Genomic DNA, 16,561 nt, shown 5'->3' with positions numbered 1-16,561 from the left:
CCACCAGGCCCACATCGCCACCCGCGAGGCCCGCGACCTGGCCCGCCGCGCCCGCTTCACTCTGCTGTCCGGCGGGCGCCCACCGGGCCGACGCGGCGGGGGCCGGGTTTCTCCCCGGGGTGTTACGGGGGCGGCCGTGGCCGGCCCCGCCCCGGGCGCCGTTTCGCCCCGGGGAGCCACGGCCGCCGACGGAGCCCGGCCAGCGCAGTGGGCGGTGCCGTGCACGGCCGCCGTTCGCTCCGGGGCGTTTCGGTGGCCCCGGGCACGGGTTGTCCCGCCTCCCGGGGCTGGGTGCGGTGTGCGGCGAGCAGCCGCTCGGCCCACTCGCGGTGGCGCACCATCACGCCATACGCGGCGTGGAGAACGTCGCCGTGCATTGGCGTCGGCTGCTGCCGAGGCGGAAACCAAAGCCGGCGGCTCCTGCACCTGCGCTCCGCGACCGCCCCCGTAACCGGTCCTCGCCGCGGCCGCCGAACTGATCGCCCCTATCGGACAATAACGGTCCCGCTGTTCGGCCGGTAGTGCCAGCCAGATCCCAGGGTATTGCAGTGGATGGTGGACCACCCGTTATTGCTCGCCTCGTTGCCGGTGAGGGTGGTGTGTCGGCCGTCGCTGCTGTCGCAGTACGCCTTCACCTTGTAGACCTTCTGGGTGTTGCAGTGCACCCCGAAGTAGTTCGAGTCCGATCCCGGGGTGCAGTACGACGGGATCGACGCGAGGGAGCTCTGGCCCTGGGCGGACGCGGTCGTCTGATCTGCCGGCGTCGCACCGGCGTAGGCGGCGGTGCCGGCCACGGCGAACACCGCACTCCCCACGACGATGCCGACCTTCGATGCTATGCGCATTCCACACTCCTCGGATCTATCGCCGGATGCCCCGGCTCGACTACGAGAAGCCTTTCCCAAGCCGCCTGAGCAGATCAACGTTCGGCACCTGTCCCGGACACCGGTCCGGTGTCCGGCCTGGTCAGACCTCTGTCCGGGACTAGCTCGGCGGGGTCCGGCGCCGGGGTCGAGAGTCCGCGTGGCGTTTCACCGGCGCCCGCCGGCCGCGCCCGGCCGCCAGGCGGAGCTGGCGGCGTTACTCAGGGGCCTGGTGACCGTCCGGCCTGATCGGTGCGCGGCGGACAACCGGCCTGGTGGGCGGGACGGGAGCGGTGCGGCGCAGAGCGGCGGCGAAGGCGGCTTCGACCCAACCGGCGATGGCGGTCATGGTGTGGTGGTCGAGGTGGGCCAAGCGGCGGGCGGTTTGGTGGTCGGCTTCGGCTTCGGCTTTGGTGGGTTCTGGGCCGGCGCGGCGCAAGGCAGTGAGGACGATCTTCCTCCGGGTGTCCGGGGCGGTGGTGGTCTGTGCGGCGCGGCGCGGGCCCGGTACTCCTGTTCGCGACGCCAGCGCCGGACGGTCAGGTCGCGGTCGGGTCGGAGGTGGTGAGGTTCTCCGCCACCACGACGTAGCCGATCCTGCGCCATTCTCTGTGCTCGTCGATCGCGGCTCGGATTGCGGCCGTACCGCTCTTGTTGTCGCAGACTCGGGAACGGTGGCGTTTCCACATCGCGGCCTCTCTGGCGACCTCTTGGATCTGGTCGGCGATCATTCCAATGGACTTTTCGGCGGACTACTTCGCGCGACCTGAGAAAGAAAGTCACTCGATTCCCTTTCGACTTCGCCGGGGACGACGTTCCATCAGGCCAATCAGGGCTATGCAAACAGGCCGTGCAAACCGGTTCTTGAGGCCTTTCTCCTTACCCTTGGCCTCTTTCGGCTTGCGTGGACCGAATGCAGTGCGGAGGAGGGAGGCGTTCTCGGCGATCTGGGCGCGCCCACTGTGGGTCTCGGCGGCTGCGGTGATCTGCCGCTCCGCTTCGGCCTGCGCGGCCTGGTCGGCCTTCCGCTGGCAGAAGTGGCATAGCTTGGTCCCGTCGCTGGCGTAGCGGGGGTTGTTGTACATGGCGGTGCGGTGGCAGTGGGGCAGGCGGTGGCGAGGAGCTCGCGTTCCTCGCGGCGGCGTTCGGCGGCGTCCTGGTCGGCTTGCTGCTGGGTCCGCTTGGCGTCCTGGTGTCTGGCGTATGCGCGGGGTCCGAGGGCGGCGTGGAGGGGTCGAGCACACCGCCTTCCGCCGCTGAAATCTCGATTGCCCGGCAGAAGGGGCGTCGCTACCGTTGCGTTCCATGACAGTCTGCTGCTTCGCCGCCACGTGGATCCGCCGGGCCTGAGCGCGGCGGCAACCCCTTTCCTCTCCGCCGCGCCCGTGAACCCTCACCTCTTCAACGGGTACGGAGATACCGATGTTCACCCCCTACCGGGAACTCGACGCGCTCCTGGACGAGTTCGTCCACACGGTCCGCGGCATCCTCGGCGACACGTTTGTCGGCGCCTACCTACAGGGCTCCTTCGCGCTGGGCGCCGCAGACCTGCACAGCGACTGTGACTTCATCGTCGCCACCACCGTCCTGCCCACCGGGGCCGCGGAGGACCAGCTCCGCCGGCTCCACCGCGAGATTCCCACCCGCCCGGGCCTGTGGACCAACCACCTGGAGGGCTCCTACGCGGACACTGCGTCCCTACGCGACGTCGCCGGGCTCGGGACGCCGTGGCTGTTCTGCGACCACGGTCACCGGGAGCTGATCTGGGACACCCACTGCAACAGTCTCCACGCCCGCTGGATCCTCCACAACTGCGGCATCACGCTGGCCGGGCCCCCGGCCGCCGACCTCGTCGACGCGGTACCGCCCGAGGCTCTGCGCGAAGCGATGCGCGCGATGCTGCCCGGCCTCCTGGCCGACCTACGGACCTGGGCCCGCCTCGACGTGGCCTGGAGCCAACGGTATGCCGTGACCACCTACTGCCGGGCGCTGTTCACTCTGCACACCGGTGAGGTGGCCTCCAAGCGCGGCGCGCTGGAGTGGGCGTGCGAGACCCTCGACCCGCGCTGGCGGCCCCTGTTCATCCAGGTGATCCAGGACCGGGAGTTGGGCTGGGACCCGGCCGATGCGCCACGACAAGGCAGCCTCGAAGAGACGTACGCCTTCGCCGCCTACGCGGAGTCACTCGCCGAGTGACGAAACCGGCGGCCTGCCTGGATTCTTTGGTGGCTGTCCGAGACACCCCGGGGCAAAACCGAGCCGGCCCCCGATGAGCCCGGCGCAGTTCCTGGACCCATCGGAGCAGCCGGAGGTCGGTGCCGCGGACGGCGAACAGCCGCGGGTCGCTGTGCCAGCTCTCCACGACGACCGCGCCGCCCTGGGCACTGCGGGTGGCGGTCGGCGCGCCCAGACCCCGGGCGCGCGGCGAGACGCAAGTGCGCTCGGCGGCGAGCGCCAGGCGCAGCTGCTCGGGTCCGTCGCCCGGGGCGGCCGGCGACAGCGCGAGGGGGCCGCGGCCGTCGGGCGAGGGGGTCGGGCACGGCGGCCGGCACCGCCCCGGCCGTGTCGAAGGCGTCTCCCGAACCGGACGGCGTTTCGCCCCGGGGCGTTTCGCCGGCCGGCGGCGGGTTGCCTCGCCTCCCGGGCCTGGGTCGGGTGCGCGGCGAGCAGCCCCTCGGCCAGCTCACGGCGGCGCGCCATCACGCCGGACGCGGCGTGGAGAACGTCGGCGAGGGATTGGCGGCCAAGGGCCGCGTCACCGTCGCGGGCCGCCCGGTCGAGCTGGAGGAGCAGCAGCCGGTCGGCGCGCGCCAGCCGGTCGCCGAGGGCGAGGAGCTCGGCCGCCGCCGGGTCGTCGGCCAGGCCGTCGGGCAGCCCCGATTCGCCCCGAGGCGTTTCGGCGGCCGTGGCGAGGGCCTTGCCCCGCTTCTCCTTCTCCCGGGCGCGGTCCGCCTTCGACGAGCTCGCCTGGGAGCAGTACCTCGGCCGGCGGCCCTTGCCCGCCCACGCCAGCTCCGTACCGCATACCGCGCCCACCGGCCCGCCGAACAGCAGCGGCTGGACCGCCGCCTTTTGCCCCGGGGAGAAACTCATGCCCGGATGCCAGCCCCACGACCACCACCCTTTCCCCTCAGGGTGAAACTGCCGGACAGCAGGGGCCTGCGCGCGGCGGGCGATGCGCAGCATGTCGGGCCGGGGGGGGTGGACGGCGGGCGGCCGGGAGCTGGGCGCGCCGTCCGCGACCGGCCAGCGGTGGCAGTGGTCCTGCGCGCCCTGCGCACGAGCGCGGTGAGAGCAGCCGCAGCCCGCGGTTCCGGTGGGATCGCCGAGATGGGCCCACACCGGGGTCTCGGACGGAGCGTGCGGCGGGCGGTCGCTGAACTCGGTCCTGCACGAGCGGGCCGCCGCAGCGCGGCGGCCCGCTGAGCGGATGTCACCTACGCGATCCCGCCCGTCAAGGGCGGCCTGCGGCCCGGAGATCACCGTGTCCGGGCGCGGTGGCGGGGTGTCAGGCGAGGGCGAGACTGATCTGGTCGCCGAAGACCACCCAGTTCTGTCCGCGGTCGTTGCTGTCGCAGGGCTTGGTGGAGATGTTGGGGGTGTTCCAGGCGTTGGCGAGGCAGTAGGCGGGGGCGAAGGTGAGGGAGATCTTCTGACCGGTCACGGTCCAGTACTGGCCCTGGTCCTTGGAGTCGCACGGCTTCACCGAGACGTCCTGCGCGTTCCAGGTGTTGGCGAGGCAGTAGGCGGGGGCCTTGGCGAGGGAGATCTTCTGCCCCGCGAGAGTCCAGTGCTGGCCCTGGTCGTTCGAGTTGCAGGGCTTCGTGGAGGTGCTCGGGGTGCTCCAGGTGTTGGCGAGGCAGTAGAGGCTGGGGGTGCGCGGTGTCGGGTCGGCGGCGCCTGCCCCGCCGGCGGGCAGGAGAGAGGCGGCGAGGGTCAGCGTGGCGAGGGCGAGCGTCCTGCGGAGTGCGACTGCCATGGGTGGGTTCCCGTTCTCGCTGTTTGCCGTGCGGCTTCGCGTACGGCAGCGGGGTGCTTTTCCGGACAGGTCGAGATCTTGGCAATTGCCAGTGCCACTTGCTGACGAACAACCGTTTCTGCAGACCTGCGTTCATCCGAACGGGTGGCCGACCGGCCGAGCCGGGAAGCCCCACAGCGATCTGGCTGAACCCGGAGCGGCAACTCGCCGGCCGACACGACGACGGCCGGCGGAACAACCCGTTCACGGCACCGGCCGTCCTGCGGCAAACCCGCCCGGTCCGGCCGTGAACGCCGCCTCCGGGAGCGGTTCACCTGCCATGACGCGCTCACCCCCTCACTGCCGGCCAAGCCGCTGCCGCCGCTCGCCCCGTCGGACGGTGGCCCGCTCACCGAGGGCCGCTCGCCGAGGGCCGCGGCTCCGGCGAGCGGGCCACGAGGTCATCACGGCGACGGCGAGCTGCGCGAGGGCCTGCGCCCGCCTGTGGACGCCCACGGCCGCCGGGAGCACACCGGAGCCGTCCACCGCCGAGCAGCTCGCCCCAGCCGTCGTCGCCACCATTCGCCGCCACCACGCCGAGCACCGTCCTGGGCGACGCCGAGCACGACCTGCCGACCCTGTGCTCCGTCATCGAGAACGCCCTCGCCCTCGCCGGGACGTAGCCAACCCGGGAACGAGCCGGCGACGGGGTCGGCCCCGGGTCGGTCAGCTCCCGCCGGGCGGTGCGCCGGGGCCTGGTGGACAGCCTGGTGCTGCTGGACAGCCGGGTTGGGGCACCGGCCCCGGCACGCCGGCCAGCCCCTACGGTGCCCCGCCGCCACCGCCTCCCCCGGCCCAGTCCACGGGCCGATTCGGACGCGGGTCACTGCTCGGCGGCTGCCTCGGCGTCCTCCTGGTCGTCGGCCTCGTCGTCGCCATCGTGGTGGCGGTCGGCAACGGTTCCGACAAACCGAGCTCCCCCGCCTCCTCCGGGGCACCGCTCAGCGACTCCAACAACACCGACCATCCGCCCGCAGATCAGGAGAGCATCCGCGAGATGCGATCCTCCCGTGTCCTTTGCGCCGGTCCGCGCTGCCTTCGACGAGTCGCACCTGATCGCCGACGCCGGGCTGGTGCGCGGCCCGTGACCGCAGCGGTTGAGCTCAGTGGCCGATCGGCCGTCTGCCGCCCCTGGCGCGCCTGCCTTGCGGCCCGAGGGCTTGGCGCTCGCGCCGTCCGCACGCCAGCTGACGCTCGCACGGCACCCCGTCGGTGCTACGGCTGACGGTCGTGCGCTGCCCAGTCGGCGCTACGGCTGACGTCGGCCCAGGCGTCCAGTTCGCGCAGGCGTGCGGTGAGAGCCTCGCGGAGGCCGTCCTCGGCCGCGCGCCCGAGGGCGAGGCGCAGAGGAGGCTGCTTGGCGTCGACGGCGGCCATGACGGCCGCGGCGACCCGGGCGGGATCGGCGAACGCCTCGGCCGGCAGTTCGCCGAGCGAGCTCTGGACGGCGCGCACGGTCCCGTCGTAGTCGGCGGTGGGTTCGGCGAAGACCAGGTGGGACAGGAAGCCGGTCCCCAGATATCCGGGCTCGATCATGGTGACCTTGATGTTCAGGGGCGCGAGCTCGGCCGCCAGGGCGTCGGAGAGTCCTTCGAGCGCGTACTTGCCGGCCGCGAGCAGTCCGACACCCGGGTGCGCCGACTGTCCGTAGAGCGAGGAGCCCTGGAGGACGTGGCCCGAGCGCTGCCTGCGCAGCACGGGCAGTGTCGCGCGCAGCACGTTCAGCGGCCCGAACACGTTGGTGTCGAAGATGGCCCTGGACTGCGCGTCGGTCGCCTCCTCGACAGCGCCGAACAGTCCGTAGCCCGCGTTGTTGGCGACCACGTCGATTCGTCCGAACGCGGAAACGGTCTGCTCGACGGCGCGGTGGGCCGCTTCCTCGTCCCGGACGTCGAGTTGGAGGGCGATGGCCTGTCCGGGGTACCGCCCGACGAGGTCGCTGATCGATTCCGTGCGGCGGGCGGTGGCCGCGACGCGGTCGCCACGGTCGAGGGCGGTGAGTGCGAGTGCGCGGCCGAGGCCCTGGGAGGAGCCGGTGATGAACCAGGTGCGGGTGGTGTCCGAGGTCTGCTCGTTCTTCGTCATGGTTATGACCATATTGAGTTAGCGCATAACTCACAAGCCTCAATGTGCTCTGGTGTCTATGTGCCTGATGAGTGGCGCCTCTCCGGTCTCGGGTATCGTTGCCCTATGGCCATGGATACGACCCGGACGATTCTCAGTCCCTCGGCGGCTGCTGAGACTGTCCTCGCCTTTGTCAACACGCGGGCGATAGACGGCAGTCGAGAGCAGCTCGGGGATGGGGCGGCCTTCGCGCAGTGGCTGCGACGGGAGGGCCTGACCGGCCCCGGTGCGCTGGTCACCGATGCCGACGCCGCCGCCGCCCGGGAACTGAGGGATGCCCTGGTCCTCGTCCTTCTCGCGCACGCGGGCGAGGAGGACGACGAGGGCCGGGCGAGAGCCGAGGAGTACCTGCGCCGCAGTGCACGGCTGTATCCCCTGGCGCCCGTCGTCACCGCTTCCGGCGTCCAGCTCCTGCCCACCGGGGACGGCGTCCCGGGCGCACTCGCACATGTGCTTGCCGCGGCGTCCGACGTCGCTCTGCGAGGCGCCTGGATGAGGCTCAAGGCCTGCCGGAACCCCCCGTGCCACCTCGGGTTCTATGACCGCTCGCGCAACTCCTCGGCGGCGTACTGCAGCCCGAACCGCTGCGGGGCGCAGGTCGCCATGCGTACCTACCGCACCCGCAAGGCTCAGGAGGAGTGACCTTCCCCCGCTGAACTCGACAAGACAGCCAAGGCCGAGGCCGCGAACCTGTTCTTCCAACGGCGGGTAGGGCCCATGGAGTTCGACCAGCTCGTACGGCGAGTTCTCAGCAGGACCGGAGGATGCCGGAGGGGTCGCACCGAGCGGCTTCGACGATGTCCGCGAAGGCGAGATTGGCGATCGACAGGTTCGCGTGGATGTCACCGATGCCAGCAGGTACGGTCCGGACCGTACCGCCGTCCGCGTCGCTCGCGCACTCCTCGCGGATCACACAGACACCACCAGCAAGGGGTGCTCGGGGTCTTCCAAGGCGACACGGTCTGCCAGGTAGAGGACGCTCAGTTCCGGATCGTCTGAGAGCGCGGCGATCACGGCATCGGGCACTGCCTCCGACCAGGCCGGATCGTCCACCACGTGAATGTAGGGGTCGACGTCGTCACTGCCTTCGAACTCCCACGGCTTCACCAGCTCTGCCAGCACGGACCGTCAGGCTCGGTCGTCACTGAAGCCCACTCTGATGATCAGTGCGGCAAACTCATCGCGGTCGGCAATGGCGGGCAGCATTGTCGGGCTCCGATCTTCACGTGACGGTACGGGTCGCACACACCGTGCCAGCCACCACTGACAGCCGATCGATGTCCCCTCTCATCGAACTTTGACGGCGGCTCACCGAGAATTGACGGTGCGTCGGCACTGTCAGTGCAGGCCTTGCACCGTGTAGAGGATGCCGACCGCGATGGCTAGGGCACCCAACAGGAGACGCAGCGCGGTCTCGGGCAGTCGTGGTTGGAGGTGGGCGCCGAGGTAGCCGCCCAGCAGGCCGCCGAGTCCGCAGGACAGGCCGAGCAGCCAGTCGGGGGCGATGTCGCCGGTGGTGGTCAGCGCCAGCAGCGCGTAGGTGCCGGCACCCACCAGCGAGGTGACGAACGTCGAGGCCAGTGCGGCGGGTGCCACCGTGGCCACGGGGATGCCACGACCGACCAGGATCGGGCCGAGGATGGAGCCGCCACCGATGCCGTAGATTCCGCCGATGACGCCGACGGCCAGGGCGAGCGCGGTAGTGATGCGGGCCGTCGGCGCAGCGGCGGTGCGGGGGCCGGCCGGGTGCAGGGTGCGGGCGCACAGCCACACACCGAGCGGCAGGAGCAGGGCGGCGACCAGGAGCTTGAAGACGCGGGGGCCGGGGACGGCGAAGACCCGGATGAGGGCGCCGGTGACGACGCCGGGCACGGTGCCCGCGATCAGCAGCCGGGTGAGCGGCCCGTTCAGGGCTCCAGCCCGGCGGTAGCGCAGCAAGGCACCAGGCCCGGCCACCACGTTGAACAGCAGGTTCGTGGGCGTCACCGCCGGACTCGGCACACTGAGCACGCTGACCTGGACCGGGAGCAGGAAGACTGCCCCGGACACTCCCACCGGCGCGGTCACCGTCGATATCAGCAGCCCGGCCGAGAAGCCGAGCAGACCCTCCAACCAGTCCACCCCAGGCCCCCTCGAAGCTTCGTCGGGCCAGTATCCGGCGAGCCCCCCGCGACCCCGGTCAGCGTCCACGGACCGGACGGTCAAGCCCGGCGAGATGCCCGAGCCGCCGTCAAACTCCGATGAGACTCGTCAAACTTCGCTGAGACGGGTCACCGGCAACCGAGGATGTCCCACCTTGTCTCAGGTCTGATCGCAGAACGCCGCCACCTGCGGATATGGGCTGGACTGTCCTAGCGAATCCGGGCGGGCTGGGACGGTGCTGGGACACCCCTGTCCCAGCACCGTCCCAGGCCGGCGGCGACGCGACGGTGCCCGCGGGTGATGGCCCGGACTGTGCGTCTCGGGTCGGGCGGGCACCGGCAGCAGCGTACCGGGCACGGCGGCCTCCGCCGGAGAATCCCGGGCTTCTGGGGCCCGGGGCCCGGCTACTCGTCATACTCCGGCTGACCGGCCAGGTGGGAGGCCAGACCTGGCCGCCAGACCCCGCGTCCTCGGGAATGGATCACGCCATTCCGCTGCTGTTCTGCATGGATCGCCATCGAGCAAGCGGTCCTACGCCATCCGGCTGCACACAGCAGTCCGCCCCGTCGGCCGCTTCCAGGTACCACTCCAGGGCCTGCTCGGGCCTCCCGGCTTCCCGAAGGAAACCGGCCAGCTCCCGCACGGCCCTCCGGCCGTACGCCTTCACGCGCTGCCGAAGCCGGCCGACGGCAGCCTCCAGGCCCCGGTACTTCCACAGCAGCCACGCCGCCTCCCAGTGCGCGTGCCGCTCCCCCACACCGGCAGCCTGCGTGAACGCGGCGACGGCGCTGTCCACCAGCTCCCCAACTGCCCCGGCCCGCCGCCGACCGACCGACCCGCGAGCTGTCCGGTTGCCGTCAGAAGCCGAGGTCAGCGCGGCCTGGACAGGCTTTGCCAGTTCTTCCGCCAGTCCCTTCGCCACCTGCGCCGACGCATGCAGTTCCTGCGGTACGACGTTGACGTCAGCCACCGTGATCTCCCCCAGAGTCCACACCGATGCGGTATCGGTGTGTCGCCCCGTCCTGGCGCCGGTGAGGGGATGCGGTCGGCGACGATCGGCCGGTCGGCGTCGAGCCGTTGGTCCTCCCCGCGCAGGCAGGGGGTCAGCCGGGCACCGCGGCGCCCAGGGCGGCCCCGTGCGCTGTGTCGGCGCGCAGCGTCGATAGCGCAGTCCAGGCGGCAGCAGGATGGTCCAGCGCATCCGTTCGCCGGCTACGGGGTACGGGGGCGGAGTACGCCGTGACCAACCAGGCCCGGACCGGCGGGCCGCGACGCCTGCCCGGTTTCCGCCCGTACCCGGCCCTCCGGCAGGGCAGGTCCCGCCACCCGACCTCGCTGTGGTGGGTTAAGCCTAGGTGGCCCGGCCTGAATCGTCGGTCAGAGCAGCCGCGGTCAGGGTGAGGTGCTGGACCAGGACCGCGGCTGCGGTGTCGGCGTCGCGGGCCAGTACCGCCGCCTCCAGCCTGCGGTGTTCTTTGGCGCCGTCCCGGTCGGGGTTGCGGTGCGCCGACCAACGGCGGGCCAGCTCACTGGCGGTCCACAACCGGTCGAAGGTCTCCAGCAGCGCGCGGTTGCCACACCCCTCCAGCAACGTGCGGTGAAAGACGCGGTGAGCCTCGGCCCAGATGCCGGTGTAGTACTCGCCCTCCTCCGGCACGTACGCCGGAGTGCGCACCAGACGATGGTGGGCGGCCCGCACGCGGGCCTCCCAGTCGAGGTCGCCGCGCTCGATGGACATGCGCAGGACGACCGGTTCGACGGTTCGACGGGCTTCCGCGATCTCCTGCCAGCGCTGGTCGGAGAAGGACGGGACCGCGAAACCGCGGTTGGGCAGCCGGTCGGCGAGCCCCTCGCCGACCACCCGCACGAGCGCCTCGCGCACCACGGCCAGGCTCACGCCCTGCTCCCTGGCAAGATCCTGCGGCTTGAGAGGGGTGCCTGGGGAGTAGTCCCCGCGCATGATCGCGTCCCGCAGGTGTGCGTAGACCTGCTCGGAAAGCATCTGTTTCACCGGCGGGGTCGAGGAGTGCACTGTCTGCGTCATGAGCCCATCCTAGACTGATCCCTTAGATAATCGATTATCCGTGTTACTGTCGATTCACTAGCTGATGAGGACGCCCGTCCGGTAAGGAACGACCACTGTGTTTGCCAACGATCCCTTCGCCCGCCTCCCTGAGGCGGCCTCGTTCACCGTCACCAGCACCACCGTCGCCGACGGCGCCGCGTGGCCGCCCGAGCAGCACTCCTCCGGCTTGCCCGGCGGGAAGGACACCTCCCCGCAGCTGTCCTGGAGCGGTGCCCCGAACGGCAGGCACTGGGCGGTCGCCGACATCCCCGCCACGGTCACCGACCTGCCCGAGGGCGCCGGCGGCGACACCGGCTCGGGCCTGCCCGAGGGCGCCTACCAGGTGCCCAACGACACCCGCGCGGCCCGCTACATCGGCGCCGCCCCGCCGGCCGGCCACGGCCCGCACCGCTACTTCGTCGTGGTGCACGCCCTCGACATCCCCACGGCAGGCGTCCCGGCCGACGCCACCCCGGCCGTCCTCGGCTTCACCATCGCCGGCCACACCCTCGGACGCGCAGTGCTGATCGCCACTGCCGAAACACCCGCCTGACAGCGCTACCCGACTCCCGGAGACGCCACCGCCATGCACCTCGACGCCTTTCCCCACTCCGCCCGTACCGGCGCCGGCCCGATGGACCTGAACGCCGTCCGCGACGTCAGCCGCGCCGTCAGCGCCGCCCACCTGTTCATCTACCTTGCCCCCGAGACCGCCGAGGAGGCGGCCGAGCTCGGCGTGACCGACCGCGGGCCGGCGTATCTGGCCTTCCGATCGGCCGCGATGGGCGCGGTTCCGTGGCAAGTCACGCTCGCGGCCTTCTACAACTTCAGCCCGCGGTCAGTGCGGGCCATGGCGGGCGTGTGGGACGCCGCGCCGCCGGAGCGGTGGCAGGCCGCCCGGCTCCTGGCCGCCAGCCGGGCGATGCGGCGCGCCAACGTACATCTCACGGACGACCACCTTGCCGAGGCACGCCTGCTGATCGACGCGGTCGTCACCCGTGCCGACTATGCCGGCAAGGTACTGGCCGCCGCGAACGCGTCGGTCCCGCTTCCATCCGATTCCCTTGTCGCACTGTGGCAGCGGATCACGGTGGCACGCGAGTGGCGCGGCGACGCCCATCTCGTCGTACTCGCCGACAACGGCCTCGGACCGTGCGACTGCCTCGTCCTGCACACCGCAACCGGCGGCCTCCCCGCAGCTCTCGCCCGAGCGACCCGCCAGTGGGACGACGAGGAGTGGAGCGCGGCGACGGCCCGCCTCGTCGCGCGCGGCTGGCTCGACTCCCACGGCGTTGTCACCGACACCGGCAGTGCGGCACGCGAGCGCATCGAAGTGGAGACAGACGAGCACTGCGCCGCGCTATGGGCACCGATCGGCAACGCAGGCGCCCGCCGCTTCGCCTCCCTCATCGCGCCGATCACCAACGCGTTCACCGCAGCCGGGACATTCCAGACCGTTCCCGGCCAGTCTGATCTCGCATAAACGGTCCTTCGCACGAGCAACGCGAATCACGATCCGCCGGACCCCGCCGATTCCGGACTCACTCACGGTGTAACTCCCGACCAAGGAAGTAGCACCTGATGACAGACGTGACCGTCTCGGCCGAGGCCGTGGAGGCTATGCGGCCGTCGGCGTTGCGGCCGGATGCTTTGGACGGCCAGTTGATCGTGCAGTTGGTCGCCCGTGGCCGCGCGAGCGGGCTGCAGCTCACCGGCGTCGGCGGCCTGCTCCGGCAGCTCACACCGCGCGGGAGGCCCAGACGCGAACGCGTACGACGACCGAATTCCTCGGCGCTCTTTGCGCCGCCCTCGTCCTCGCCGCCGGCTCCGCCACCTCACCTGGTCGTCGGTCTGCGCGACAGGGGCCGGGGGTGAGCAGGACGGTGCCGTTGCGGCGCGGCCGGGCGGCGAGTCGGTCGAGGGCCCGAGGTGCCAGGCCGGTGGGGGCCGCGGCGAGGACGACGGGGCAGGCGGCGGCACCGAGGTCCGGTTCGTACGCCCCGAACTGCGCGCTGAGGTCGAGTTCCTCGAACTCACCCCGGCCGGCCGACTACGCCATCCCGTTTGGCGAGGCCTGCGCGAGTAGCACCCGACGCGCCTCCAGTAGGCGGGGGCGGCCCCGTCCGCGTCGACGGGGAACACCCGGTCCACGCCGGTGATCTCCAGGACCCGGGCGGCCGAACGCGAAGGGCGGGCGAGTCGGACCGCGATGCCCCGGCGGTCGGCCTCCGTGCGGGCGAGCAGCGTGTTGAGGCCCGCGGAGTCCGTGAACGTGACAGCACCGAGGTCGACCACGAGCGTCGACGGAGCCGGCTGGAGCGCGATGGCCGGCGTGTGTGGCAGGGACACCTGGTCGACATCGAGCTGCCGTGCGCCCACATCGCCACCGAGGAAGCCGGCCTCGCCCTGCGGCGGCCTCGACCGGTGTGCCGTGCTACTTGTCGAGGACGCCGACCGCGTGGGCGATGACGAGCAGCGAGGTCATGAGTGCGGCGATGCTCTCGATGGCCATCAGCGCCTTGGCCCGGGGGGACAGCGGCATGGTGTCGGTGGGGCTGAAGGCGGTGGAGTTGGTGACCGAGACGTACAGGTAGTCCATCAGGGTGGGAACCCAGTCGCTGGTGCGGGACGAGCCGTCGGCGACCTCCTCGACGGCGTCGTCGTTCTCGTCCTGGGAGAAGCGGAAGTCCGCCAGCGGCAGTTCGGAGCGCTCGGCCTGAGTGCGCGCCACCGGTCCGCCGCGGTCGAGTTCCCAGAACGCCAGGCCGAAGACGATGATGCCGGTGGCCCAGACCTGGAGCGCGGCGAGCAGTAGGGGGCCGCCCTCCTGGGCCTTGTCGGTGACCATGGCGTGCACCAGCAGGCCGAGCGAGATCAGGTTGCTGATGCCGATCAGGGCGACCAGGGCCAGCGACACGATCCGGGAGAGGCGGTTCTGCCGGGTCATCCGGCGCGGGTTGACCGCGATCAGCGGGATCAACAGCAGCAGTTCCAGGCCCGGCAGGACGAAGCGCGGGACGAACAGCAGCTGCTCCGGCAGGACGAGGTAGAGCAGCACGGCCGCCAGGGTGGCGAGCACCGCGGGCAACCGGGCCTCGCCGCGGCGGTCGTGGCGCGGGAAGCGCTGCAGCGCCCTCGCCCGGTGGCCGGGCGTCTTCCTGCCTGAGTCCATGGAACGTCTCCCGTGTGCGGCGTTGCTGTCACCAGCGGGTTCCCCGCCGTACGGGGTTCACGCTCCCGAGGGGCCGGTAAGGCACAGCGAACCGGTACATCCCGGAGGAGCGCCGAGGTGGACGCCGCCCAGGTGGATGGCGGAGCGTCGGCGGATCTCGTGCAGGGGCGCTCGGACAGCTTCCTTCGGCTGAGCCAGTCCCTCTCGCGGACCGGGCCACGCAGGCGCCGAGGTGAGGTGCCCCCGCCTGCGGCCCGTCAGCTCCGGCGCAGTGCGCGACGCGGTGCTTCACCGGCGACGCGACGTCGGCCGGGTTCGCTCCCGCTCGCGCATGACCCCGCCCCCGCCACATCCGTAGGTGTGGCGGGGGCGGCTGAAGGCGTGGTCCGGGTCAGAGGGTGTCGCGGTAACCACCGGAGGCGGTCCCGCGCTTCTCGATGAAGTGCTTGAACCGCTTGAGGTCGCCCTTGACCTGCCGGTCGAGCATGCCGGTCATGTCGGCGGCCTTCTCGGCCATGCCGCCGGGCTGGAAGTCCATCTCCATCATCACCCGGGTATGGGTCGCGTCGATCGGCTCGAACCGCACCATCCCCGTCTGCCGCACGTCACCACTGGTGGTACGCCACGCCACGTGGTCGTCCGGGACCTGGTCGACGATCTCGGTGTCGAACTCCCGGGACACACCGGCGATCTTCGTCTTCCAGTGGTTGTGGCGCTCGTCGAGCTGGGTGATCTCCTCGACGCCCTCCATGAACATCGGGAACTGCTCGAACTGCGTCCACTGGTTGTACGCCGTGCTGACCGGGACGTCGACGTCGATCTGCTCCTGCACCTTGCTCACCGCTGCTCACTCGCCTTCGCATCGCTTTCACGGTCGGGCAAGCACCTGCCCCGACCGTCGGCCGGTATGCCTGGCCCCTACCGATTCCGTCCCATCCCGGGCGAACCGGTAACCGCCGCCACCCATCCGAGTACGAACGCCTACGGCCGCGGTGCGCCTTGCGGCGGTGCCGCAGCCCGGAGCGCCGGATGACGCGCCGCCGCCCGGGAGCCCGGTCGATCCTACGGTTGGGCGGGTCCGCGCTTCTCGCCCTCACCCGCGGGTTCTCACCGCGTGGTGCAGGCGTGGGTGGGCCGTGTTCAGGTCCTCGGCGCCCTGGCCTTCCTGGTGGCCGAAGCCACCACCGCTCCCGCAGGATCCGGTCAGCCGACGATCGACCTGGCCCCCAACGAGATCCGCCACCTGGTGAACGCACTGATCCTCGATCAGCGGCGCTCTCCACTGGTCGATCGGGCGGCCGGACGCACCACGGACGAGCCTGCCACAGCCACTACCGGCGCAGACTCGCCACCTGATCACGAAGAGCGGGCGGAGTACCTGCAGCGGTTCCCCGCCGCCCCTGTGCCCCGGGAGGGCCCGCCGCCGTACGGAGGAGCGGGCCCAGAGGCTGGTCAGCCCTTGCGCGGGTAGGCGACCAGGCCGCCCTCCGAGACCGACGGGACCTTGAAGACGCCCACCCCGGCCAGGTCGGCCACCGGGACGCCGTCCACACCGTCCAGCGCCTGCGCGGTCCCGGTGGCCAGCGACAGCTGGACGGGCGCCTTGGAGCCGCCGATGCCGCCGTCCTTGGTGAGCGAGGTGCCGTAGGCCGTTCCGTCGTCGGTGACGGCGGTGAAGGTCAGCGGCTTGCTGCTCTTCGTCTCCTCGAAGCAGTAGCCCTTCTTCGCGGTGAGGTCGAAGGCCAGGTGCTCGGAGACCAGGTAGCGGCCGTTCGGCGAGAGCGCCGAGGCGGGGGCCCCTCCGGTGCCGATCAGCGGCTTGTCACACAGCACCGACACCTTGACCTGGCCGCTCTCGCCGTCCAGGACGGCCCACACGTTGTGGCTGCCCTGGTCCTTCTCCTGCCAGCGGGCCAGCAGTTGGCCGCCGGCCACCGGCCAGACCGCCGCCTGGGCCGGATCCGCCTCGGGCGGTGCCACCGTGGTGTTGTCCCAGCCCGCCGGCGACCAGAACCTGGTCGCGTCCAGGCTGTTGCTGACCACCGGGCCCTTGCCGGTCATCGCCACGACCGGGCCGTTGCACTGACTAGCCGTTGCTCTATCGATCTTGGTGATCGTGAGTTCGAGTCTGCCGACTCGGTCGGGTGATCTTCTGGTCGGCAGGGCATGAAAGTGGG

Annotated in this window: 18 protein-coding genes and 2 pseudogenes; 6 read left to right on the top strand and 14 right to left on the bottom strand. The window is 71.4% G+C overall.

Features of this window, described 5'->3' with window-relative positions; translation table 11 throughout:
- Positions 1–485: 485 nt before the first annotated feature.
- The 3 genes from ABZ497_RS35285 to ABZ497_RS35275 form a co-directional block, all read right to left on the bottom strand.
- Entirely contained in the window at positions 486–845 is a 360-nt protein-coding gene (locus tag ABZ497_RS35285; protein WP_359811848.1) for a hypothetical protein, read from the bottom strand.
- A gap of 557 nt (positions 846–1,402) precedes the next feature.
- A complete protein-coding gene (locus ABZ497_RS35280; RefSeq protein ID WP_359811845.1) occupies positions 1,403–1,594 on the bottom strand; it encodes a hypothetical protein in 192 nt (63 codons plus the stop codon).
- A gap of 48 nt (positions 1,595–1,642) precedes the next feature.
- Entirely contained in the window at positions 1,643–1,948 is a 306-nt protein-coding gene (locus ABZ497_RS35275; protein WP_359811842.1) for a hypothetical protein, read from the bottom strand.
- Between the two features lie 337 nt (positions 1,949–2,285).
- Here ABZ497_RS35275 and ABZ497_RS35270 point away from each other — a divergent pair, with 337 nt between their 5' ends.
- Positions 2,286–3,059, top strand: a complete 774-nt coding sequence (locus ABZ497_RS35270) for an aminoglycoside adenylyltransferase domain-containing protein (RefSeq protein ID WP_359811839.1) — start codon at positions 2,286–2,288, stop codon at positions 3,057–3,059.
- A 1,312-nt stretch (positions 3,060–4,371) separates the two neighbouring features.
- On the opposite strand, the gene ABZ497_RS35265 is transcribed toward ABZ497_RS35270, so the two are convergent.
- On the bottom strand, positions 4,372–4,842 hold the full coding sequence (locus tag ABZ497_RS35265) for a ricin-type beta-trefoil lectin domain protein (protein ID WP_359811836.1): 471 nt from the start codon (positions 4,840–4,842) through the stop codon (positions 4,372–4,374).
- Between the two features lie 1,254 nt (positions 4,843–6,096).
- Entirely contained in the window at positions 6,097–6,966 is an 870-nt protein-coding gene (locus ABZ497_RS35260; RefSeq protein ID WP_359811833.1) for an SDR family NAD(P)-dependent oxidoreductase, read from the bottom strand.
- 105 nt (positions 6,967–7,071) lie between these two features.
- Here ABZ497_RS35260 and ABZ497_RS35255 point away from each other — a divergent pair, with 105 nt between their 5' ends.
- Positions 7,072–7,647 (top strand): CGNR zinc finger domain-containing protein, encoded by a 576-nt coding sequence (locus ABZ497_RS35255; RefSeq protein ID WP_359811830.1) that lies wholly within the window; start codon positions 7,072–7,074, stop codon positions 7,645–7,647.
- A gap of 106 nt (positions 7,648–7,753) precedes the next feature.
- Here ABZ497_RS35255 and ABZ497_RS35250 read toward each other — a convergent pair whose 3' ends face one another.
- From ABZ497_RS35250 to ABZ497_RS35230, 5 genes are all read right to left on the bottom strand, one after another.
- Complete coding sequence (locus ABZ497_RS35250) at positions 7,754–7,918, bottom strand: hypothetical protein (RefSeq protein WP_359811827.1); 165 nt, start codon at positions 7,916–7,918, stop codon at positions 7,754–7,756.
- Complete coding sequence (locus tag ABZ497_RS35245; protein WP_359811824.1) at positions 7,915–8,127, bottom strand: hypothetical protein; 213 nt, start codon at positions 8,125–8,127, stop codon at positions 7,915–7,917. Before ABZ497_RS35245 ends, ABZ497_RS35250 begins: the two co-directional genes overlap by 4 nt.
- A gap of 216 nt (positions 8,128–8,343) precedes the next feature.
- Entirely contained in the window at positions 8,344–9,126 is a 783-nt protein-coding gene (locus ABZ497_RS35240) for a sulfite exporter TauE/SafE family protein (protein ID WP_359811821.1), read from the bottom strand.
- Positions 9,127–9,628: 502 nt separating this feature from the next.
- The gene (locus tag ABZ497_RS35235) at positions 9,629–10,117 is read right to left on the bottom strand and encodes a hypothetical protein (RefSeq protein WP_359811818.1); all 489 of its coding nucleotides are present in this window, start codon (positions 10,115–10,117) and stop codon (positions 9,629–9,631) included.
- A gap of 381 nt (positions 10,118–10,498) precedes the next feature.
- Positions 10,499–11,191 (bottom strand): GntR family transcriptional regulator, encoded by a 693-nt coding sequence (locus ABZ497_RS35230; RefSeq protein WP_359811815.1) that lies wholly within the window; start codon positions 11,189–11,191, stop codon positions 10,499–10,501.
- 97 nt (positions 11,192–11,288) lie between these two features.
- Here ABZ497_RS35230 and ABZ497_RS35225 point away from each other — a divergent pair, with 97 nt between their 5' ends.
- From ABZ497_RS35225 to ABZ497_RS35210, 4 genes and pseudogenes are all read left to right on the top strand, one after another.
- Complete coding sequence (locus ABZ497_RS35225; protein ID WP_359811812.1) at positions 11,289–11,765, top strand: YbhB/YbcL family Raf kinase inhibitor-like protein; 477 nt, start codon at positions 11,289–11,291, stop codon at positions 11,763–11,765.
- 33 nt (positions 11,766–11,798) lie between these two features.
- Positions 11,799–12,695, top strand: a complete 897-nt coding sequence (locus ABZ497_RS35220; protein ID WP_359811809.1) for a hypothetical protein — start codon at positions 11,799–11,801, stop codon at positions 12,693–12,695.
- 137 nt (positions 12,696–12,832) lie between these two features.
- Positions 12,833–12,961 (top strand): annotated as a pseudogene (locus ABZ497_RS35215) (IS256 family transposase); the annotation flags it as partial.
- A 49-nt stretch (positions 12,962–13,010) separates the two neighbouring features.
- A complete protein-coding gene (locus ABZ497_RS35210; RefSeq protein WP_359811806.1) occupies positions 13,011–13,298 on the top strand; it encodes a hypothetical protein in 288 nt (95 codons plus the stop codon).
- A 53-nt stretch (positions 13,299–13,351) separates the two neighbouring features.
- Here the strand turns inward: ABZ497_RS35210 and ABZ497_RS35205 are convergent.
- The 4 genes and pseudogenes from ABZ497_RS35205 to ABZ497_RS35190 form a co-directional block, all read right to left on the bottom strand.
- Positions 13,352–13,561 (bottom strand): annotated as a pseudogene (locus ABZ497_RS35205) (STAS domain-containing protein); the annotation flags it as partial.
- An 85-nt stretch (positions 13,562–13,646) separates the two neighbouring features.
- Positions 13,647–14,384 (bottom strand): hypothetical protein, encoded by a 738-nt coding sequence (locus tag ABZ497_RS35200; protein WP_359811803.1) that lies wholly within the window; start codon positions 14,382–14,384, stop codon positions 13,647–13,649.
- 391 nt (positions 14,385–14,775) lie between these two features.
- Positions 14,776–15,225 (bottom strand): SRPBCC family protein, encoded by a 450-nt coding sequence (locus tag ABZ497_RS35195; RefSeq protein WP_329491774.1) that lies wholly within the window; start codon positions 15,223–15,225, stop codon positions 14,776–14,778.
- Positions 15,226–15,836: 611 nt separating this feature from the next.
- Complete coding sequence (locus tag ABZ497_RS35190) at positions 15,837–16,445, bottom strand: hypothetical protein (protein ID WP_359811800.1); 609 nt, start codon at positions 16,443–16,445, stop codon at positions 15,837–15,839.
- Between the last annotated feature and the right edge of the window lie 116 nt (positions 16,446–16,561).

The sequence above is a fragment of the Kitasatospora sp. NPDC005751 genome, from assembly GCF_040630835.1.
Taxonomy (GTDB): Bacteria; Actinomycetota; Actinomycetes; order Streptomycetales; family Streptomycetaceae; genus Kitasatospora.
The sequence above is the reverse complement of the archived record's forward strand: the minus strand, read 5'-3'. Positions and strand labels throughout refer to the sequence as shown.